Origin of the sequence: Streptomyces tendae (assembly GCF_008632955.1) — a bacterium.
Lineage (GTDB): Bacteria > Actinomycetota > Actinomycetes > Streptomycetales > Streptomycetaceae > Streptomyces.
Genome location: NZ_CP043959.1, coordinates 5423124 through 5442076 on the forward strand (window position 1 = coordinate 5423124; position 18953 = coordinate 5442076).

Genomic DNA, 18953 nt, shown 5'->3' on the forward strand with positions numbered 1-18953 from the left:
GCCATGGGAGCGCTTCCACGCCACAGCCCCAGGGTGAAGCGTTGAGGGAACACACGAACAGGGTGGGACGAATGACAGAGCAGAAGGTGCGCTGGGGGATCCTGGCGACCGGCGGCATGGCCGCGACGTTCGCGGCGGACCTGGTGGACATGCCCGACGCCGAGGTCGCGGCGGTGGCGTCCCGCTCGACGGAGTCGGCCAAGGCGTTCGCCGAACGCTTCGGCATACCGCGCGCGTACGGCGACTGGGACACGCTCGCGGCGGACGACGAGCTCGACGTCGTCTACGTCGCCACGCCCCACTCCGCGCACCGCGCGGCGGCCGGGCTGATGCTGGAGGCCGGGCATCACGTGCTGTGCGAGAAGCCGTTCACGCTGAACGCCGGGGAGGCTGCCGAACTGGTCGCGCTGGCGCGGGACGGCGGGCGCTTCCTGATGGAGGCCATGTGGATGTACTGCCATCCCATGGTGCGGCGCCTCAAGGCGCTGGTCGACGACGGCGCGATCGGCGAAGTGCGCCACGTCCAGGCGGACTTCGGTCTGGCGGGCCCCTTCCCGGCCACCCACCGGCTGCGTGACCCCGCGCTCGGCGGCGGCGCGCTGCTGGACCTCGGGGTGTACCCGGTGTCGTTCGCCCAGCTGCTCCTCGGGGAGCCGTCGGACCTCACCGCGCGCGCGATGCTCTCGGAGGAGGGGGTGGACCTCCAGACGGGGGCGCTGCTCTCCTGGGAGAACGGCGCCCTCGCCTCGGTGCACTGCTCCATCGTGGGCGGTACGGCCACCTCCGCGTCGATCACCGGGTCGAAGGGGCGGATCGACGTCCCGGACGGCTTCTTCTTCCCGGAGCGGTTCGTGCTGCACCGGGAGGGACAGGACGCCGAGGAGTTCGCGGCCGACCCGCTCCACGGCCCCCGCGCCAGCCTCAAGCACGAGGCCGCGGAGGTGATGCGGGCACTGCGGGCAGGCGAGACGGAGTCCCCGGTGGTCCCGCTGGACGGCACCCTCGCCGTGATGCGGACGCTCGACGCGATCCGGGACCGCGTCGGCGTCCGCTACCCGGGCGAGGCGGCCGGCCGGGTGGCGGCCGACGGCGCGGCGGTCACGCCGGCTTGAGCCCCGGCTCCCCCGCCTCCGTGACGAAGGAGGCGGCGGTGGTGAGCGGCGCGCCCTGCGTGGTGACGTGGGAGACCGTCTTGAAGTCGGCGCGCGCCCGCTCCCGGCCGAGGGTGACGGTCGTGTAGCCGCGCAGGCCGTTGTAGAAGCGCATGTGCGGGTTGGCGGCCGTCATGGTCTCCCAGTTGGCGGGCTTCGCCGAGCCGTTGCCGCCGCTGGTGATCGAGGAGGTGACGATCTCGGTGCCCACGGTCTTCGAGCTGGGGTCGGCGAAGTCCCGCTTGATGTCGAAGCCGTAGTGGACGTGCACGTCGCCGGTGAGGACCATCAGGTTCTCGACGCCGGCTGCCCGCGCGCCGGCCAGCACGCGCTCGCGGGAGGCCGGATAGCCGTCCCAGGAGTCCATGGAGACCTTGGCCGGCGGGGTGGGCGTGTCGAGCCGCTGGGCGAAGGTGACCTGCTGCGGTACGACGTTCCAGACCGCGTCGGACCTGCGCCAGCCGTCGATCAGCCAGCGCTCCTGGGCGGCGCCGGTCAGGGTGCGCGAGGGGTCCTCGGACTCGGGGCCGGGGAACTGCCAGCCGTCGCCGTACGCCTGGTTCGAGCGGTACTGGCGGGTGTCGAGCACGTCGAACTGGGCGAGCCGGCCCCAGTGCAGCCGGCGGTACAGCTTCAGGTCGGGGCCGTCGGGAAGCTGGGGCCGGCGCAGCGGCATGTTCTCCCAGTAGGCCCGGTAGGCGGCGGCCCGGCGCAGCAGGAACTCCTCCGGCGGGACGCTGTTCTCGGGGGTGTCGTCGGCGTAGTTGTTCTCGGTCTCGTGGTCGTCCCAGGTGACGACGAAGGGGTGCGCGGCGTGCGCGGCCCTGAGGTCGGGGTCGGACTTGTAGAGGGCGTACCGCAGCCGGTAGTCCTCCAGCGTGACGGTCTCCCGGTTGAACAGGCCGGAGGGCAGGGTGCCGGCCGGGTAGGCGCGGGAGCCGCCGGCGTCGTTCACGGCGTACTCGTAGAGGTAGTCGCCGAGGTGGAAGACGACGTCGACGTCCTCCTGGGCGAGGTGCCGGTAGGCGGTGTAGTAGCCCTGGTCGTAGCGCTGGCAGGAGACGACGCCGAAGGTGAGCTCGGCGGCGCGGCTGCGGGGGGCGGGCGCGGTGCGGGTGCGGCCCGCGGGGCTGACGAAGCGGCCCGCGCGGAAGCGGTAGTGGTAGACGCGGCCCGGGGCGAGCCCGCCGGCCTCGACGTGCACGGTGTGGTGGAACTCGGGGTGGGCGGTGGCCGTCCCCCGTCTGACGACGCTGCGGAACCGTGCGTCGAGGGCGATCTCCCACTCGACGGTGACGCGGCGCGCGGGCAGCCCGCCGTCCGCCTGGTACGGCGCGGGCGCGAGGCGGGTCCACAGCAGCACCGAGTCGGGGTGCGGGTCACCGGAGGCGACGCCCAGCGTGAAGGGGTCGTCGGTGATCCGTGCGGTGTCCAGTTCGGCGGCGGCCGCGGTGCCCGCGCCGGGCACGCCGACGGCGAAGGCGAGCGCGGCGGCGGCGCCGGTGACGGTCAGGAAGCGGCGGCGGCCGATGTGACGCGCGGCGGCGCGGAGTTCGGGCGCGTGGGACGGGCGGTCCTCGGGTGTCATCGGTTCCTGCGTCATCGGTTCCTCCCCTGACGGGCATGTGGGTGCGGAAGGAATTGCAGTGGCCGGGGACGACGCAGCGTTGACGCGTACACAGCATCCGGATGACGGTCGTATGAGGTCCGCGTGGCGAACCCTCGCCTACGCTGCGGTGCCATGAACGCCAAGGAAACGGACGGACGGGCCGGGGTCGCGGTGGTCACCGGGGCCGGATCCGGCATCGGGCGCGCGGTGACGCGGGAACTGCTGGGCGCGGGCTGGTCGGTGGCGCTGGCGGGGCGCCGCGCGGAGGCATTGGAGGAGACGGCGGGGTCGTCGGGCCGGGACGGCGGGCAGGCTCTGGTGATCCCGACGGACGTGTCACGACCCGGGGACGTGGAAGCGCTGTTCGCGGCGACGGTGGGCCGTTTCGGCCGGGTGGACCTGCTGTTCAACAACGCCGGGACGTTCGGCCCGGGCGGGGTGCCGGTGGAGGACCTGCCGTACGAGGCGTGGCGGCACGTGGTGGACACCAACCTCAACGGGGCGTTCCTGTGCGCGCAGGCGGCGTACCGGCAGATGAAGGAGCAGGCCCCGCAGGGCGGCCGGATCATCAACAACGGCTCGGTCTCGGCGCACGTCCCGCGCCCCCGGTCGGTCGCCTACACGGCCACCAAGCACGCGCTGACCGGCCTGACCAAGTCGTTGTCCCTGGACGGGCGTCCGTACGGAATCGCGGTGGGCCAGATCGACATCGGCAACGCGGCGACGGACATGACGGAGCGCATGCGGACGGGCGTGTTGCAGGCGAACGGGGAGGTCGCGCCGGAGCCGGTGATGGATGTGGCGGACGTGGCGCGGACGGTGCGGCACATGGCGGAACTGCCGCTGGAGGCGAACGTGCAGTTCGCGACGGTGCTGGCGACGGCGATGCCGTACGTGGGGCGGGGGTGAGCCGCTCCGCGCCGCCGGCGTGCGCTGATCCCCACAACCGGACTTAACGCATCCGCCCCATTGCGGCCGGTGGAGAACCTATGCTCAACTTCTCTGCACCAAAGCTTCACAGTTGAAGCAGCGGTCTTCCGTCAGGCCACATCCAGGGGGGAGGCGGCAGCCGTTCCACACCGCCGGCTGGGGGTGGACCCGCGCGGGACCGTGGGTGCGCACCGGCGGGTGGAACGGCTGCCGCACGTTTTCCATGGCCTATCGCTGGAGGATGCGCTCCACCTCCGCCAACTCCGCCGCGGTCAGCGGACCCTTCTCCAACGCGCCCGCGTTCTCCTCCGCCTGGGCGACGGACCGGAAGCCGGGGATCGGTACGGTGCGCGGGCTGCGCGCCCACAGCCACGCCAGGGCGCCCTGGGTGGGCGTGCGCCCGCCGCCGGTGAGGACGTCCCGCAGCGCGTCGACGCGCGCCAGCCACGCGGGATCCGCGCCGGTGCCGTCGCCGAAGCCCTGCAGCCAGGCGGGCGGCCGGCTGCGGATGTCCCCGCTCTCCAGCGACCGCCGGCCGGCGTGCTTGCCGGTCAGCAGACCCATGGCGAGGGGACTGCGGTTGACCGACGCGAGGTCCGCCCGCTCGCAGAGCAGCAGCATCTCGGGGGCGTCCTGCAGCACGTTGAGCGCGTGCTGCACTGCGGCACAGTGCGGCCCCTCGGCGAACACCGCGGCCCTGGCGGGGTCGTCGGTGCTCCAGGCGTACGCCCGGATCAGCCCCTCCCCCACCAACTCCTCGCACGCGTCGCGTAGCCGGGCGGCGCGCTCGGGATCGGCGTCGGCGATGTGCAGCTGGTAGAGGTCGACATGGTCGGTGCCGAGCCGGCGCAGGGAGGCGGTCAGGGCCCGGCGCAGGTGTTCCGGGGAGTCGTCGGTGCCGGAGGTGGTGCGGGTGTCCGGGTCGAAGAGGTTGCCCCACTTGGTGGCGACGACGACCTCGTCCCGCCGCCTGCCGAGCGCCCGCCCGAGTATGCGCTCGCTGTGCCCGGTGCCGTAGACGTCGGCGGTGTCGAAGAAGGTGACGCCCAGGTCGAGGGCACGGTGGATCGCCCGCACCGACTCCTCGTCGCCGACCTTCCCCCACCCGAGCGGCTGCCCGGCACCGTCCTGCCACTCCCCGCCGATGGCCCAGCACCCGAACCCGAGCGCACTCACCTCGATACCACTGCGTCCCAGTGTGCGTGTGAACTCCATGCGGAGGACGGTAAGAGCTGGAGTGCACACGAAGGCAAGGGGGGCCGGAGGGCCGATGACGTGGCGGGGCCCGGGAGTCGTATCCAGCTCCCGGGCCCCTGGGGATGCCACCCACTTGCGCACGCCGGCGGCGTTTAAGAGGACGGATCAGTCATCATGCCGTCGTGTTCTTCCTTTGAACTACCGCGCCGTGCAAGAGGCGCAGGCGAGAGTCGAACTCGCATCCGACGGCGGTCGTCCGTCCCCGTTCGGTCCGGCGATCGGCGGCAATGCTGAGACTGGAGCGAGAGTCTGAGATTGACCGCGGCCGTCTCTGCGACGGACCGCTCTTCAGGCTGAACTTCAGTTTCAGCTTGCGCTCCTGGCACGAACCGGTCCTCACCCGGCCCGCGCCCCGTAGCGCACCCCCACGCTCGCACGCGGGGGCGATCGTGGCGGCCACCCGTGGCCGCGCCGCGCGTCAGCCGAACAGGTAGCCGAACACCGCCTCACCGACCCGCTTGTCGGTGACCTCCGTGCCGTTGGCCTCCTCACGGGCGAACTTCACGGCCTGCTGAAGCTTCTCGACCCGGTCCACCAGCTCGTTCACCCGTCGCGCCGGAAGCGCGCCGGAGAACTTCACCGTGGTCCAGTAACCGATCGGCACGTCCTCGTAGTACACCTCGACCTGCGCCGGGTGCTTCTCCGTGGCCTCCGCCTTGACGTGGTTGCGCGGCACCTTCTTCGTACGGATGGTGCGGACCGCGTCCGTCTTCCACCGGTCCGTGGACGGGTCGAGGGCCCAGGACTCGGCGGCGTCGAGGGTGGGGAGCTTCTTGACGAAGCCGTGCAGTTCGGCGAGCTGCTTCTCCAGGAAGAGCAGGTAGCTGACGGGGACGTCCGCGACGATCGTCCGCCCGTCGACCGTGACGTCCGCGCGGGCCAGGCAGTTCGCCCAGTCCTTCGTCGCGGTGACGTCGAACAGCCGCGTCAGCGTGGCGGACACCTCGCGCAGCACGTCCTCGGCCTGCACCTGCACGCGCGTGGACTCGGGCGGCAGCTGCTCGCCCTCCTCGTCCTTCGGCTGGTACGTACGCGAGATACCGGCCAGCAGTGCCGGCTTCTGCACCTTGGTGTGCGCGGCGTTGATGTCCTGGAGCGACTTGCTCTTGACACCCTTCTCGACCGCGATGATCTGGTTCAGCTTGGTCACGGGCTCCCCCTTCGAACAGGCAGGACCGTACCCCTGCTGATCGAACACCCGCACCTCCTTTTCGTCGCCGACAGGTACGCCGTGGAAGCCCGACGAGGGGCGATTTTCGGACGGTTCGGGGTTCAAACAGATCCGGTCATCGGGCGGTCTGTCGTTACTGACAGATGATCAATAACCTTGTGCAGTACACGAAATACGATCGCAGGGAGCCCCATGTCCACCGCCCAGCAGGTGCCCGACATCCTCTCGCCCGAGTTCGCTGCCGACCCCTACCCCGCCTACCGCGCGATGCGGGAGACCGCCCCCCTCCTCTGGCACGAGGCGACCAAGAGCTACATCGTCTCGCGCTACGAGGACGTCGAGCGGGTCTTCAAGGACAAGGCCGGCGAGTTCACCACCGACAACTACGCCTGGCAGCTCGAGCCCGTGCACGGCAAGACGATCCTCCAGCTCAGCGGCCGTGAGCACGCCGTCCGCCGGGCACTGGTCGCGCCGGCCTTCCGGGGCAGCGACCTGGAGCGGAAGTTCCTTCCGGTCATCGAGCGCAACTCCCGTGAGCTGATCGACGCCTTCCGGCACACCGGCTCCGCCGACCTGGTCGACGACTACGCCACCCGTTTCCCGGTCAACGTCATCGCCGACATGCTGGGCCTGGACAAGGCCGACCACCCCCGCTTCCACCGCTGGTACACCGCCGTCATCGCCTTCCTCGGCAACCTGTCGGGCGACGCCGAGGTCACGGCGGCCGGCGAGCGGACCCGGGTGGAGTTCGCCGAGTACATGCTGCCGATCATCCGTGAGCGCCGGGAGAAGCCGGGCGACGACCTGTTGTCCGTGCTGTGCAGCGCCGAGGTCGACGGCGTGCGGATGAGCGACGAGGACATCAAGGCGTTCTGCAGCCTGCTGCTCGCCGCCGGGGGCGAGACCACCGACAAGGCCATCGCCGGCATCTTCGCGAACCTGCTCGCCCACCCCGACCAGCTCGCCGCCGTCCGCGCCGACCACTCGCTGATACCGCGTGCCTTCGCCGAGACCCTGCGGTTCACCCCGCCCGTGCACATGATCATGCGGCAGTCCGCGACGGAGGTGACGCTCAGCGGCGGCACCGTGCCCGCCGGAGCCACCGTCACCTGCCTGATAGGCGCGGCCAACCGCGACGAGCGCCGGTACGCCGACCCGGACCGGTTCGACATCTTCCGCGACGACCTGGCCACCACCAAGGCGTTCTCGGCCGCCGCCGACCACCTCGCCTTCGCGCTCGGTCGGCACTTCTGCGTCGGCGCGCTGCTGGCCAAGGCGGAGGTGGAGATCGGCGTCGGCCAGCTCCTCGACGCCATGCCGGACGTCCGGCTCGCCGAGGGGTTCCAGCCGGCCGAGCAGGGTGTGTTCACCCGCGGACCGCAGAGCCTCCCGGTCCGGTTCACCCCGGTGGCCGGCTGACCGGTACCGGATACGTCGTCCCTCCCGTTCGCGCCGCCCCGCCCCGGCCGGATCCCGCACCGGCCGGGCCCACCCGGCCAGATCCCGTACCGGACGGGTCGCACCGGCCGGGACCCGTATCGGGCGAGCCCACCCCAGCCAGATCCCGTACGGCCGGATCGCGCACCGCACGCGCCCACCCGGCCGAAACCCGCCCCACCGGTCCGCCCGGCCGAGCTCCGCCGCACCAGGCCGTCCCGGCCAGATCCCGTACCGGACGGGTCCCGCACCGCACGCGCCCGCCCCGGCCGGAACCGCCCCACCGGGCTGTCCCGGCCGAGTTCCACCGCACCGGGCTGTCCCGGCCCAATCCCGTACCGGACGGGTCCCGCACCGCACGCGCCCGCCCCGGCCGGAACCCGCCCACCGGGCTGTCCCCGAGTTCCGCAGTTCCACCGCACCGGGCTGTCCCGGCCCAATCCCGTACCGGACGGGTCCCGCACCGCACGCGCCCGCCCCGGCCGGAACCCGCCCCACCGGGCCACCCTCGGGGGAACGCCCCGCCGGGCCACCCGCCGGGGCAGCGCCCCGCCGGTCCGCCCGCGGGTGGGGAGGCGGCGTCCGCCCGACCGTGAGAGCCGGCCCCCGGCCGAAGCCCTACTGCACCACCGGGGTGAACCGCACCGGGAGGTCCAGCAGTCCCCGCATCCAGATCGACGGCCGCCACACCAGTTCCTCCGGCTCGACGGCCAGGACCAGGTCCGGCAGCCGCTCCAGCAGCGTCTCGACCGCCGTACGCGCCATGACGTCCGCGAGCAGCGGGGCCGGGTACGGGCAGCGGTGCTCGCCGTTGCTGAACGACAGGTGCGCCGCGTTCTCCGCGCCCACGTGTCCCTCGGGCCAGATCTGCGGGTCGGTGTTGGCCGCCGCGAGCCCCAGCACCAGGCAGTCGCCGGCCCTTATCTGCCGCCCGCCCAGCTGGACGTCCCGCACCGCCCAGCGCCCGATGAAGTTCTGCGTCGGGGTGTCGAGCCACAGCACCTCGTTGAGCGCCTCGCCGACGCTGAGCCGGCCGCCCGAGACGTTCACGGCGAAGCGTTCGTCCGTCAGCAGCAGACGCAGGGTGTTGCAGATCCAGTTGGCCGTCGGCTGCTGGGCCGCCGCGATCACGGAGATCAGGTCCTGGACGACCTCCTCGTCCGTCAGGCCCGCCGGGTGCGTCAGCATCCGCGAGGTGACGTCGTGGCCGGGCACGGCCCGCTTCTCCTTCACCAGCTGCCGCAGCCGTTCACCCACGCGCGCGTACGCCGCGACCGGGTCGTCGCCCTCCCCCGCGTCCAGGGAGATCCGCAGGTCGTCGACGAGCCGGCGGGTGTCCTCACCGGTGGCCGGCATCCCGCACATCTGCACGACCGTACGCATCGGCAGGGCGTGCACGTAGTCGGCCATCAGCTCCGCCTGGCCGCTGCCCGCGAACCGGGCGATGAGGTCGTCGGCGATCAGCAGGCACTCGTGGGACAGCTCGAACTGGTCGATCCCCTCCAGCGCCTCGGTGATCACCCCGGCCCGCCGCCGGTGCTCCTCGCCCTCGGTGAACAGCACCGACGGCTGGTAGCCGACGAAGGGCAGCAGCGGCCAGTCCTGCGGGATGTTCGCCCACTGGTTCCAGCGCCGCGAGTCCCGCGCGAACAGCTCGTCATGGCTGGTCACATAGGTGACCTCGGTGTAGCCCAGCACCAGCCAGGCGGGGACGCCGCCGTCGAGCAGCACCGGTGCGACGGGCCCGTGCTCCCGGCGCAGGGCGCGGTACAGCTCGGACGGCGTCTGCTGGTACTCCAGCCCCGCCAGCGGCACCGCGCCGGCGTGCGCGGGGCACCCCGGTGGCGGCTCCTCACCGGGGCGGGCCGGATGCGCGAAGGGATCGGCCTGATCGGTCACAGCGTCGCCTCCTTGGCGGTGGCCAGGTCGTGGAGGTGGTTCACGAGGGTGATCAGCACGTCCTTGCCGGAGGCCCGGACCCGGGCGTCGCAGTCGACCATCGGCACGTGCGCGGGGAGGGCGAGTGCCTGGCGTATCTCGTCCAGGGAGTACCGGGCGTCGTCGTCGAACCGGTTGACGGCCACCACGAACGGCGTGCCGTGGTGCTCCAGCCGGTCGATGGCGTACCAGGAGTCGTCCATCCGGCGCGTGTCCACGAGGACCACGGCGCCCAGGGTGCCGGAGAACAGCCGGTCCCACAGGAACCAGAAGCGTTCCTGCCCGGGCGCGCCGAACAGGTACAGGACCATGCGGTCGTTGAGGCTGATCCGCCCGAAGTCGAAGGCGACCGTGGTGGTGGTCTTCGCGGCCACCCCCTCGGTCTCGTCGACGCCCACGCCGGCCTGCGTCATCACCTCCTCGGTGTTGAGCGGCCGGATCTCGCTCACCGAGCGGACCAGGGTCGTCTTGCCCACGCCGAACCCGCCCACGACGACGATCTTCAGACCCGTCTCCGCCGTGTCGCTCAGCGGTGTGCGGTGGGTGGGCAGCTCAGAGGTTGCGGAGTCCATGGAGAACCTCTTGGAGTAGGGCGGAATCGGGCAGGGAGGCGACGGACGCCGCCGCGCGCGGGTGACGGGCGGTGATGCGCCCGGTGTCCAGCAGGTCGCCGAGCAGGATGCGTACGACCGTGATCGGCAGCCCGAGTTCCGCGGCGATCTCGACGACGGCGACCGGGTGGGCGCACAGCTCCAGGATCCGGGCGTGCTCGGACTGCATCCCCGGCGTCGGCGCGCTCTCGCTGACGATGAGGGTGACCAGGTCGAAGGACTCGTCGGCGCGGCTGCGTCCGCCGGTGACGGTGTAGAGCCGGTCCGGGTCGCCCGTGTCGACGGGTTTGCGTGGGGTCACGAGGTGCCGCTCCCCGCGGATCCGGTTCGCGGTTCGGCGCGCAGGTGCTCGCCGATCTGCTCGACCAGTTCCGTCATCTGGTGGCCGACCACGCCGGGGTCGGCGTCCTCCCCGGCGACGACGGCGAGGTGCGCCCCCTCGCCGGCCTCGACGATGAACAGCAGGCCGCCGTGGAACTCCGTCATCGACTGCCGTACGCCGCCGGTGCCGTCGCCGAACTCCATGGAGGCGCCCTGGGCGAGGGCCTGGATGCCGGAGCAGATCGCCGAGAGGTGGTCGGCGAGGTCGAGGGTCAGGTGCTCGCTCCAGCAGAGCTTGAGGCCGTCCCGGGACAGGACCAGGGCGTGGCGTGCGCCGGGGGTCCGCTCCAGGAGACCCTGCAGGAGCCAGTTGAGGCTGTTGTCGGTGGTCGTGGTCTGCATGGTGGGTGTTGGGACGGTGGTGTCCGGATGACCGGTCACCGGCCCGTTCCTCCTATCTCACGTGCTCGAGCGGGAAGGGGCGCCGTCGCCCCGGACGCCGTACGGGACCGGGGCGGCGCCGTACGGGAGGGGGTGGACTAGGGGGCCGTGGGCGGGCGGGATCCGGGCCGGGGGTCGGTGCCGGTGACGCCGGTCGTGCCGGGGGTGCCGGTCTCCGTGCCGTCTCCGGTCGTACCGGCGGTCCCGGCGATTCCGTCGGCGGACGCGCCGGCGATGCCCTTGCCGGACGTACCGGTGATCCCGTTGCCGGCCGTGTCGGTGCTGCCGTTCCCGGACTGGCGTGCGCGGTGGAAGGCGCCGAACCGGGTGCCCGCGTCGCGTGCCCCGCGCCGTACCGACGCCGTGTCACCGGCCTGGGCGGCCGTCGACTGCCGCTGCTCGCGCTCGCGTTCGGCCTCCGCCATGGTGCGGCCGGGGGCGCGGACCGGGAGGCCGTTCGGCGTGGTGCCCTCGGGCTGCCGGTGCCGTCCCTGACCGGGGACGGCGGACAGGTCGGGCCGCTCGGTGCGGGCGGCGGCGTGTTCGGTGCGGGCGGCGGGGCGCTCCGGGGAGGCGGGCAGCGCGGCGGCCACCGGGCGGAGGTCGGCATCGTTGTCGGCACGGGTGCCGCCGCCGACAGGGGAGGTGCCGCCGGGCAGCGCGGCCGGGGCGGACGCGTCGGATGCGGCCACGGCACGGGGGGCCGGGACCGGCACGCCGCGGGCGGTGACGCCCCGGGCGGGGGTCGCCTCGGTGCGGCCGGCCGTCTCGTGCGGGGCCGGTTCGCGCTGCTGGGCGAGCAGGTGCAGGGGCAGCAGGACGACGACGCCGGTGCCGCCGCGGGAGGACGGCCGGTAGTTGACGCTGATGCCGTACTTGGAGGCAAGCCGGCCCACCACGGCGAGGCCGAGCCGGGTGCCCTGCAGCGAGGCGAGGTCGGTGACGCGGCCGGTCACGGCCTCCTCGGCGCGGCGCATGGCCGCGTCGGCCATCTTCAGGCCGCTGTCCTCGATGGTGACGACGATGCCGGCGCTGCGGTCCTCGACGTAGACGTGCACCTCGTCGATGGGCGGGGAGAAGTTCGCGGCGTTGTCCATCAGTTCGGCGAGCAGGTGCATGACGCCCTCGGCCGCGAAGCCGGCGACGGCGGTGCGGGTGGAGCAGTGCAGCCGCACCCGCTGGTAGGCCGCGATACGGCCGGCGGCGCCGCGCAGGATGCTCTCCATCACGATCGGCTTGTTCCAGGCGCGGCTGGACCGGCCGCCCATGAGCAGCGCGAGACGGTCGGTCATCAGGCCGAGCTGGGAGGTGCCGTGGTCCAGCTTCAGCAGGTCGCCGAAGACCTCCTCGCCGTGCCGTTCCTGCATCTCACGCAGGTCGGCGAGCATCTGCACGGCCTTGGCCTGGACGCGGCTGAGCGCCTTGGCGGACGCGGCCTGGGCGGCGGCGGCGCGGCGCTCGCTGTGGGCGAGTTCACGGATGAACGATTCCGCCGGGCCGCGCAGGGCGGGGTGCTCCGGCAGGTCGGTCTCGGCCAGCACGGTCTGGGCGGAGCGGCCCTCGCGGAGCCGGGCGATCGCGGCGGGCATCGTCTCCCGTACGAACCGGTCGTGCTCGGCCGTGGTCCGGTCGAGTTCGCCGCGGATGGCGCGGTACTCGTCCTCCAGGGTGACCACCCGCCGTACGTCCTCCTCGACGGTGGCGGCGAAGGCGTGGGTGACACGGGCGAGTTGCGGGTCGGACGGCGGAGGCACGCTGCCCAGTACGTCGGCGGCGCTCGCGCCGTCCCGCAGCCGCTCGGCCACGGCGGGCAGCGTCACCCCGGCCAGGTGGGAGATCTCCGCCGAGCGCCGGGCGGCCTCGGCCTTGAGGCGGCCGTTCTCCGACTCACGTTCGGCGACGGTGCCGCGGGCGCGCAGGACGAGGCGGTGGTCGACGAGGAGGGTGGCGGCCACGCACACCCAGCCGGTCACCACGACGGCGAGGGCCCACGTGGTGGCGCCGGACGGCGCCAGGGCGACGGCCGCACCGCCGGCGGCGGCGCTCGCCACCAGCACGGCGGCCCGTGCGGCGAACGAGGTGCGCGGCGCCCCCGCCGGTGGGTGCTGGCTGGGAGAAGCAGGCACTGGCATGGAGCGGTCCCTCGGTCGGTGAGAGCAGGGGAAGGGGGCGGCCGCACGACGGCAGCCGCGGGCCGGACAGGGGATCAGCCAACAGGAGGGCGATCTTCCGACCACGTACGGCTCATGCTAATCACCCTGATGCGCGCGCGAGCCCCGCTTACTGAACAGTGCGTCAGCAAAATGAGTTCGTCGTGAACCCATCGCTCGTACGTTCCGCTGTGCTAGTCGGGACGAGGCCGGACGACCCCTGCCGGAGTGCGGCAACGCGCACGACGCGCGACCTGACGCCTCGTCACATCGTGCACGCGGCACGCCGTCCACCGCTCCCGTCACTCACGCGAGGCAATGATTTTCGGCCAACTGTGCGTATGCCAAAGGCGTTTGACCCTCGGCCGTCGTAATGACGGGGACATGAACATGAAGAAATTCCGCCACTCGTGAAGCTCCGGTGACGACGGCCCCGCGCGGGCCGGCGCGCCGACGGGCACGCGAAGGAAGGGAGCGGCAGACGAGTCGGGCTGTACGCCGGGTTCTGTTCCCCGGTTCCCTCGCGGGAGCCGGGGCGACGGCCATCCATCTAGGGCCGGTGTTGCCACCGGCCTCGTGCGGTCCACCCGCGGACTCGGGCGGGCAGCCCTCGGTCGTCCGCGCAGAAGCACCGAGGCGCTTCCTCTTGACCTTGCTCCGGGTGGGGTTTACCTAGCCGCCTGAGTCACCCCAGGCGCTGGTGGTCTCTTACACCACCGTTTCACCCTTACCCGGCGCCGAAGCGCCGGGCGGTCTGTTTTCTGTGGCACTGTCCCGCGGGTCACCCCGGGTGGCCGTTGGCCACCACCCTGCCCTGTGGAGCCCGGACGTTCCTCGGGAAGCCCCCTAAGGGGACTCCACGCGGCCGCCCGCCCGGCTCGTCTGCCGTGCCGACCATGGTACCCGCCGGCCGGCGGGCTTCCGCTCCCCCGCGTTGGCCAGCACCGATCCGGTGAGGATCAGGAGGAAGGCGGCCAGCACCGTCGCGGTCAGGGCCTCGTCCAGGAACAGCGCGCCGGCCGCCACCGCGATCGCCGGATTGACGTACGTGATCACCGAGGCGCGGATCGGGCCGGCCTCCCTGATCAGCTCCATGAAGGCGACGAACGCCACCGCCGTGCACACGACCCCGAGGGCGGCCAGCGCGGCCAGGGTCTCCGGGGTGGGCAGGGCCGACGGGCGGGTGGCGACCGCGGCGGGGGCGTAGACCAGGGCCGCCAGGGCCAGGCAGGGCGTGATCAGGTGCAGCGTCGGCACGTCCTTGAGGTGGCGGTCGGCGATCAGCGGGGCCGTCGCGTAGCCGACGACCGTGACCAGGACCTCCGCGAGGGAGAGGGCGTTGCCGCCGGTCAGGTGGGGGACGGTGAGGACGCCCACGCCGCCGAGGCCGAGCGCGAGGCCCGTGATCCGGCGGGCGCCCAGCGACTCCGCCCGGCCGAAGGAGCGGGACAGCAGGACGCCGACGATCGGCACGCCCGCGATGAGCAGCCCCGCCGTGGAGCTGGAGAGGTGGCGTTCGGCGTCGGTCAGCGTGTACCAGGGGCCCACGATCTCGATCACCGCGAACGCCAGCATCGGCTTCCAGTGCGTCCGCAGGTTCCGGACGAGGCCGGCCTGGCGCAGGGCGAAGGGGAGCAGCAGCAGCGCGCCGACGGCGCAGCGGGCGAACACCACACCGGAGGGCGACACCTCGTCCACCGCCACTTTGATCATCAGGTAGGGGATGCCCCAGACCACTCCCATCAGGGAGAACAGGAACCAGCCGCGTGCAGTCATGGGAGGAGTGTCCGCCGGGTCAGCGCGCCGCGTCTTGAACGCTGTTGCGGTACGCCGCCGGGGTCACCCCGAGCACCCGGCGGAACCACCGGGTGAGGTGCGCCTGGTCCGCGAAGCCGACGAGCGCGGCCGCCTCCGCGGGCCGCAGCCCGGCGTCCAGCAGGGCACGGGCCCGGGCCACCCGGTACTGCGCGAGCCACGCGTACGGCGGCACTCCCATCGTCGTACGGAACGCCCGGAGCAGCTGGTAGCGGGACAGGCCCAGGTCGGCGGCGAGGTCGGCCAGGGAGGGCGGGGCGAGGAGCTCGTCGGCGAGGCGGTCGCGGACGCTGAGGGCGACGGACCGGGCGCCGGGGACGGTGCCGTCGGCGGCGCGTGAGGTGGAGTGGCGGCGGGCGAGCGCGGCGAGCAGCCAGGGCAGGCGCGACTCGGCCTCCAGCGGGTCGGGGCGGGCGCTGAGGTCGGTGTGGGTGCGGCGCAGGGCGGCGGCCAGGTCCGGGTCGTGGAGAACCGGTTGGGGGAAGTACGGGCGGCCGGTGCCGACGGTGCCGTCGCCGAGCAGGGCGGGGGCGGCGTAGAGGGCGCGGTACGCGTAGCCCTCGGGGGCGGCGGGGCCTCCGGTGTGCATCTCGCCGGGTTCCAGGACGACGATCGAGCCGGGGCCGGACACGATGCGCCCGCCGCGGTAGGCGATCACCTCCAGGCCGCCGACGGTGACGCCGACCGTGTACTCCTCGTGCGCGTGGGGGGCGTACTCGTGCCGGTCGAAGCGGGCGGTCAGCAGGTCCAGCACGGGCCCGCACCGTCCCAGCCGCGCCCTGGTCCAGCGAGCCTGTTCCCGTTCGCTCCGCGCCACCTCGCACCCCCGGTCACCAGGGGATCAGAGGAAGTCGGCGGTGTCCAGGCCGAAGGCGAAGGGTTCGGGGGGACGTCCGCCTGTGTGAGCGGTTCATGGGCCGCTTGACCCTGCCGCGACGTCAACGTTTCTACTGAGGGCATGCGGATCGGAGAGCTCGCCGCGGCCGTCGGGGTCACCACCCGGGCGGTGCGGCACTACCACCATCTGGGGCTGCTGCCCGAGCCCGAGCGGCTCGGCAACGGCTACCGGGACTACACCCTGCGGCACGCCGTCGTGCTCGCCCGGATCAGGCGGCTGACCGAGCTGGGGCTGGGGCTCGCCGAGGTGCGGGACGTACTCGCGGACGAGGCGGGCAAGGACCTCGCCGAGGTGCTGGCGGAGCTGGACGAGGACCTGGCACGGCAGGAGGCGGCGATCCGGGAGCGGCGGGCGCGGCTGCGGGCGTTGCGGGAGTCGGAGGGCGGGACGGCCGCCGAGGGTCCGGTCTCCCCGGAGCTGGCCGCGTTGTTCCGGAGCACCGCCGGGCTGTCCGACTCCCCCATGGCCGCCAAGGACCGGGAGATCCTCGCGCTGATCGAGACCTCCGCCCCGCCGGAGGAGCGGAAGCGGCTGATGGGGCTGATGAGCGGGGCGGTCGGGACGCCGGGCGGGAGGGAGCGGGCCGCGGCCGTGTACCGCCTGCTCGACGAGCTCGCCGACGTCGGCCCGGACGATCCGCGGGTCGAGGAGGCCGCCCGCGCGCTCGCGGAGTGCGTTCCGGCGGAGCTGCTGCCCGAGGACGTGGTCCTCGACGAGCGCAACAGCTTCCTGGCCGCCCTCTACGCGGACTTCGCCCCCGCCCAGGCGGAGGCGTTCCGGCGGGCGCTGCGGATCGTGACGGAGGGGCGGTCGTGAGCGGGTCCCGGCGGACGGGAGTGCGGGGAGTGCCTGCGAGGGATGACGGTCGTGAAGGGAGAGCGTGGTGGGTGCGGAGCGTGCGGGTGGGGCAGGCCCGACGGTGGGCGGACCGGCCGGGGTCGGGATGGCCGGGGCGCGGGGGCGGGACACCTGGAGGGGGTACGTGAGGGCGGCGACGCGGGTGGGCTGGACACTGGTGCGGCACGAGGCGCGGCTGATGGCGAGCCTGGTGCTGTGGCTGGCGCGGCGTACGCACGGCACGCGCGGCGGCACGGCCTTCGGGTACGCGCGCGGGGAGGCGGCCATGATGTTCGGGCTCGCGTTCGTGTGCGTGGTGGAGACGGTCGCGATGTCCGCGCTGCTGAGCGACTGGCCGGCCGCGCACGCGGTGGTGCTCTTCCTCGACGTCTACACGGTCGTCCTCGTCGTCGCGCTCCACGCCGCGTCCGTCGTCCGCCCGCACGTCCTCGGGCCGGACGGGCTGCGGATCCGCCGGGCCGTCCACGTGGACCTGCGGATACCGCGGGAGCGGATCGCCTCCGTGCGGCGTGAGCTGCGGATGACGCACGAACCGGCGGACGGCGAGCTGCACCTCGCCGTCGGCTCGCAGACGACCGTGACGGTGGAGCTGACCGAGCCGGTCACCCACCGGCCCCTGTTCGGCCGGACCCGTGACGTCCGTGTGATCCGTTTCCACGCCGACGACGCCGACGACCTGGTACGGGCCCTCACCGCCGCCGCGTAGGAGCAGCGCGCGTCTGTGTACCCCACGCCACCAGGCCGGACGGCGGACGACACGCCGTACCCTGACAGGCGGGCTCGATCGAAGGAGTACGTGTGCTTGTCCTGCTGCCGCCGTCCGAAGGCAAGGCCGCTTCCGGGCGGGGTGCCCCGCTGCGGACGGAGTCCCTGTCGCTGCCGGGACTGAGCGCGGCGCGGGAGGAGGTCCTCACCGAGCTGGTCGACCTCTGCTCCGGCGACCAGGACAAGGCACGCGAGGTGCTCGGGCTGAGCGAGGGGCTGCGCGGCGAGGTCGTGAAGAACCGGGACCTGCGCACCGCCGGGGCCCGTCCCGCCGGGGAGATCTACACCGGGGTGCTCTACGACGCCCTGGACCTGGCCTCGCTCGACGCGGCGGCGAAGCGGCGGGCGGCGAAGTCGCTGCTGGTCTTCTCGGGGCTGTGGGGCGCGGTCCGCGTCACGGACCGTATCCCCTCCTACCGCTGTTCGATGGGGGTCAGGCTGCCCGGGCTCGGCGCGCTGGGCGCGCACTGGCGGGCGCCGATGGCCGAGGTGCTGCCGGAGGCGGCGGGGCAGGGGCTGGTCCTGGACCTGCGCTCGGCGGCGTACGCGGCGGCGTGGAAGCCGAAGGGCGAGGTGGCCGGGCGGACGGCGACGGTCCGCGTGCTGCACGCGCCGACCCGCAAGGTGGTCAGCCACTTCAACAAGGCCACCAAAGGCCGGATCGTGCGGAGCCTGCTGACGGCCGGCGCGGCGCCGAAGGACCCGGCGGAGCTGGTGGAGGCGCTGCGCGACCTCGGTTACGTGGTGGAGGGCTCCGCCCCGGCCCGGGCGGGGACGGCGTGGGCGCTGGACGTGCTGGTGGACGAGGTGCACTGAGCCGCCCCCGTACGACCCTACGGCCCTTCCCGTGCGGGGTTGCAACATACGCAACGACCTTTGCGCAGGGTGCGCGCCGACGGCAGGATGACCGGCATGAACGCCTCCCTGCCGTCTCCCACCGCGCCCGAACCCGCCGCCGTCCCTTCCGCCTCGGTGCTCGGGCTGGCGCCCGTGGTGCCGGTGGTCGTGATCGAGGACGCCGCCGACGCCGTACCGCTGGCGCGTGCGCTGGTGGCGGGCGGGCTGCCCGCGATCGAGGTGACGCTGCGGACCCCGGCCGCGCCGGACGCGATCCGGGCGATCGCCGGCGAGGTGCCGGGGGCCGTGGTCGGGGCCGGGACGGTCATCACGCCCGAGCAGGTGACCGGGGCGGTGGCGGCCGGGGCGCGGTTCCTGGTCAGCCCGGGGTGGACGGACGTACTGCTGGCGGCCATGCGGGCGTCCGGGGTGCCGTTCCTGCCGGGGGCGTCCACGGCGTCGGAGGTGATGGCGCTGCTGGAGCGCGGGGTGCGGGAGATGAAGTTCTTCCCGGCGCGGGCGGCGGGCGGGACGGCCTTTCTGAAGTCGCTGGCGGGGCCGCTTCCGCAGGCACGCTTCTGCCCCACCGGGGGGATCGGCCCGGACACCGCCCCGGAGTATCTCGCCCTGCCCAACGTGGGCTGCGTGGGCGGCAGTTGGATGCTGCCCGGGGACGCGGTGGCCGCGCGGGACTGGGACCGCGTCGAACGGCTGGCCCGGGAGGCGGCAGGGCTGCGGTGAGGCGGCGGCGCCGCGGTGAGGCG

The 18953-nt window shown here is 73.3% G+C and carries 16 protein-coding genes, 1 other RNA gene and 1 pseudogene; 7 read left to right on the forward strand and 11 right to left on the reverse strand.

Annotated elements, in window-relative coordinates:
- Positions 1 to 71: 71 nt before the first annotated feature.
- Positions 72 to 1112, forward strand: a complete 1041-nt coding sequence (locus F3L20_RS24970) for a Gfo/Idh/MocA family protein (RefSeq protein WP_150156251.1) — start codon at positions 72 to 74, stop codon at positions 1110 to 1112.
- Here F3L20_RS24970 and F3L20_RS24975 read toward each other — a convergent pair.
- Positions 1099 to 2739, reverse strand: a complete 1641-nt coding sequence (locus F3L20_RS24975) for an alkaline phosphatase D family protein (RefSeq protein ID WP_150157488.1) — start codon at positions 2737 to 2739, stop codon at positions 1099 to 1101. The two genes, F3L20_RS24970 and F3L20_RS24975, sit on opposite strands and share 14 nt — an antisense overlap.
- A 153-nt stretch (positions 2740 to 2892) precedes the next feature.
- Between F3L20_RS24975 and F3L20_RS24980 the strand changes: the two genes are divergently transcribed.
- On the forward strand, positions 2893 to 3669 hold the full coding sequence (locus F3L20_RS24980; protein ID WP_150156252.1) for an SDR family oxidoreductase: 777 nt from the start codon (positions 2893 to 2895) through the stop codon (positions 3667 to 3669).
- Between the two features lie 249 nt (positions 3670 to 3918).
- Here the strand turns inward: F3L20_RS24980 and F3L20_RS24985 are convergent, their stop codons facing one another.
- Positions 3919 to 4905: an aldo/keto reductase gene (locus tag F3L20_RS24985; protein WP_150156253.1), complete on the reverse strand. Its 987-nt coding sequence runs from the start codon at positions 4903 to 4905 to the stop codon at positions 3919 to 3921.
- A 460-nt stretch (positions 4906 to 5365) separates the two neighbouring features.
- Positions 5366 to 6097 (reverse strand): hypothetical protein, encoded by a 732-nt coding sequence (locus tag F3L20_RS24990; RefSeq protein WP_150156254.1) that lies wholly within the window; start codon positions 6095 to 6097, stop codon positions 5366 to 5368.
- Positions 6098 to 6310: 213 nt separating this feature from the next.
- Here F3L20_RS24990 and F3L20_RS24995 point away from each other — a divergent pair, with 213 nt between their 5' ends.
- A complete protein-coding gene (locus F3L20_RS24995) occupies positions 6311 to 7537 on the forward strand; it encodes a cytochrome P450 (protein WP_145825455.1) in 1227 nt (408 codons plus the stop codon).
- Between the two features lie 636 nt (positions 7538 to 8173).
- Here F3L20_RS24995 and F3L20_RS25000 read toward each other — a convergent pair.
- The 8 genes and pseudogenes from F3L20_RS25000 to F3L20_RS25035 form a co-directional block, all read right to left on the reverse strand.
- Positions 8174 to 9454 carry a cytochrome P450 gene (locus F3L20_RS25000; protein ID WP_150156255.1) on the reverse strand — a complete coding sequence of 427 codons (1281 nt, stop codon included), beginning with the start codon at positions 9452 to 9454 and terminating at the stop codon, positions 8174 to 8176.
- Positions 9451 to 10065 carry a GTP-binding protein gene (locus tag F3L20_RS25005; protein ID WP_150156256.1) on the reverse strand — a complete coding sequence of 205 codons (615 nt, stop codon included), beginning with the start codon at positions 10063 to 10065 and terminating at the stop codon, positions 9451 to 9453. The genes F3L20_RS25000 and F3L20_RS25005 overlap by 4 nt, the downstream gene beginning before the upstream one ends.
- The gene (locus tag F3L20_RS25010; RefSeq protein WP_145825458.1) at positions 10046 to 10405 is read right to left on the reverse strand and encodes a DUF742 domain-containing protein; all 360 of its coding nucleotides are present in this window, start codon (positions 10403 to 10405) and stop codon (positions 10046 to 10048) included. Before F3L20_RS25010 ends, F3L20_RS25005 begins: the two co-directional genes overlap by 20 nt.
- Positions 10402 to 10827, reverse strand: coding sequence for a roadblock/LC7 domain-containing protein (locus F3L20_RS25015; protein ID WP_167534603.1), 426 nt, complete (start codon positions 10825 to 10827; stop codon positions 10402 to 10404). Before F3L20_RS25015 ends, F3L20_RS25010 begins: the two co-directional genes overlap by 4 nt.
- A 137-nt stretch (positions 10828 to 10964) precedes the next feature.
- Complete coding sequence (locus F3L20_RS25020; RefSeq protein WP_150156257.1) at positions 10965 to 12998, reverse strand: ATP-binding protein; 2034 nt, start codon at positions 12996 to 12998, stop codon at positions 10965 to 10967.
- Positions 12999 to 13494: 496 nt separating this feature from the next.
- Positions 13495 to 13897: RNase P RNA component class A (gene rnpB / locus F3L20_RS25025), an RNA gene on the reverse strand.
- 115 nt (positions 13898 to 14012) lie between these two features.
- Positions 14013 to 14792, reverse strand: a pseudogene (locus F3L20_RS35735) (DMT family transporter); the annotation flags it as partial.
- Between the two features lie 19 nt (positions 14793 to 14811).
- Positions 14812 to 15648: an AraC family transcriptional regulator gene (locus F3L20_RS25035; RefSeq protein ID WP_150156258.1), complete on the reverse strand. Its 837-nt coding sequence runs from the start codon at positions 15646 to 15648 to the stop codon at positions 14812 to 14814.
- 141 nt (positions 15649 to 15789) lie between these two features.
- Between F3L20_RS25035 and F3L20_RS25040 the strand changes: the two genes are divergently transcribed.
- From F3L20_RS25040 to F3L20_RS25055, 4 genes are all read left to right on the forward strand, one after another.
- Positions 15790 to 16545 carry a MerR family transcriptional regulator gene (locus F3L20_RS25040; protein ID WP_150156259.1) on the forward strand — a complete coding sequence of 252 codons (756 nt, stop codon included), beginning with the start codon at positions 15790 to 15792 and terminating at the stop codon, positions 16543 to 16545.
- A gap of 220 nt (positions 16546 to 16765) precedes the next feature.
- Positions 16766 to 17293: a hypothetical protein gene (locus F3L20_RS25045; RefSeq protein ID WP_150157489.1), complete on the forward strand. Its 528-nt coding sequence runs from the start codon at positions 16766 to 16768 to the stop codon at positions 17291 to 17293.
- A 92-nt stretch (positions 17294 to 17385) separates the two neighbouring features.
- The gene (gene yaaA / locus F3L20_RS25050; protein WP_150156260.1) at positions 17386 to 18168 is read left to right on the forward strand and encodes a peroxide stress protein YaaA; all 783 of its coding nucleotides are present in this window, start codon (positions 17386 to 17388) and stop codon (positions 18166 to 18168) included.
- Between the two features lie 96 nt (positions 18169 to 18264).
- Positions 18265 to 18930, forward strand: coding sequence for a bifunctional 4-hydroxy-2-oxoglutarate aldolase/2-dehydro-3-deoxy-phosphogluconate aldolase (locus tag F3L20_RS25055; protein ID WP_150156261.1), 666 nt, complete (start codon positions 18265 to 18267; stop codon positions 18928 to 18930).
- The last annotated feature ends 23 nt before the right edge of the window (positions 18931 to 18953 follow it).

Excerpts from the sequence above, each read along its gene's own strand:
- F3L20_RS24970 (WP_150156251.1), top strand. The coding sequence starts at position 72 with ATGACAGAGCAGAAGGTGCGCTGGGGGATCCTGGCGACCGGCGGCATG.
- F3L20_RS24975 (WP_150157488.1), bottom strand. The coding sequence starts at position 2,739 with ATGACACCCGAGGACCGCCCGTCCCACGCGCCCGAACTCCGCGCCGCC.
- F3L20_RS24980 (WP_150156252.1), top strand. The coding sequence starts at position 2,893 with ATGAACGCCAAGGAAACGGACGGACGGGCCGGGGTCGCGGTGGTCACC.
- F3L20_RS24985 (WP_150156253.1), bottom strand. The coding sequence starts at position 4,905 with ATGGAGTTCACACGCACACTGGGACGCAGTGGTATCGAGGTGAGTGCG.
- F3L20_RS24995 (WP_145825455.1), top strand. The coding sequence starts at position 6,311 with ATGTCCACCGCCCAGCAGGTGCCCGACATCCTCTCGCCCGAGTTCGCT.
- F3L20_RS25005 (WP_150156256.1), bottom strand. The coding sequence starts at position 10,065 with ATGGACTCCGCAACCTCTGAGCTGCCCACCCACCGCACACCGCTGAGC.
- F3L20_RS25015 (WP_167534603.1), bottom strand. The coding sequence starts at position 10,827 with ATGCAGACCACGACCACCGACAACAGCCTCAACTGGCTCCTGCAGGGT.
- F3L20_RS25020 (WP_150156257.1), bottom strand. The coding sequence starts at position 12,998 with ATGCCAGTGCCTGCTTCTCCCAGCCAGCACCCACCGGCGGGGGCGCCG.
- F3L20_RS25040 (WP_150156259.1), top strand. The coding sequence starts at position 15,790 with ATGCGGATCGGAGAGCTCGCCGCGGCCGTCGGGGTCACCACCCGGGCG.
- F3L20_RS25045 (WP_150157489.1), top strand. The coding sequence starts at position 16,766 with ATGGCGAGCCTGGTGCTGTGGCTGGCGCGGCGTACGCACGGCACGCGC.
- F3L20_RS25055 (WP_150156261.1), top strand. The coding sequence starts at position 18,265 with ATGAACGCCTCCCTGCCGTCTCCCACCGCGCCCGAACCCGCCGCCGTC.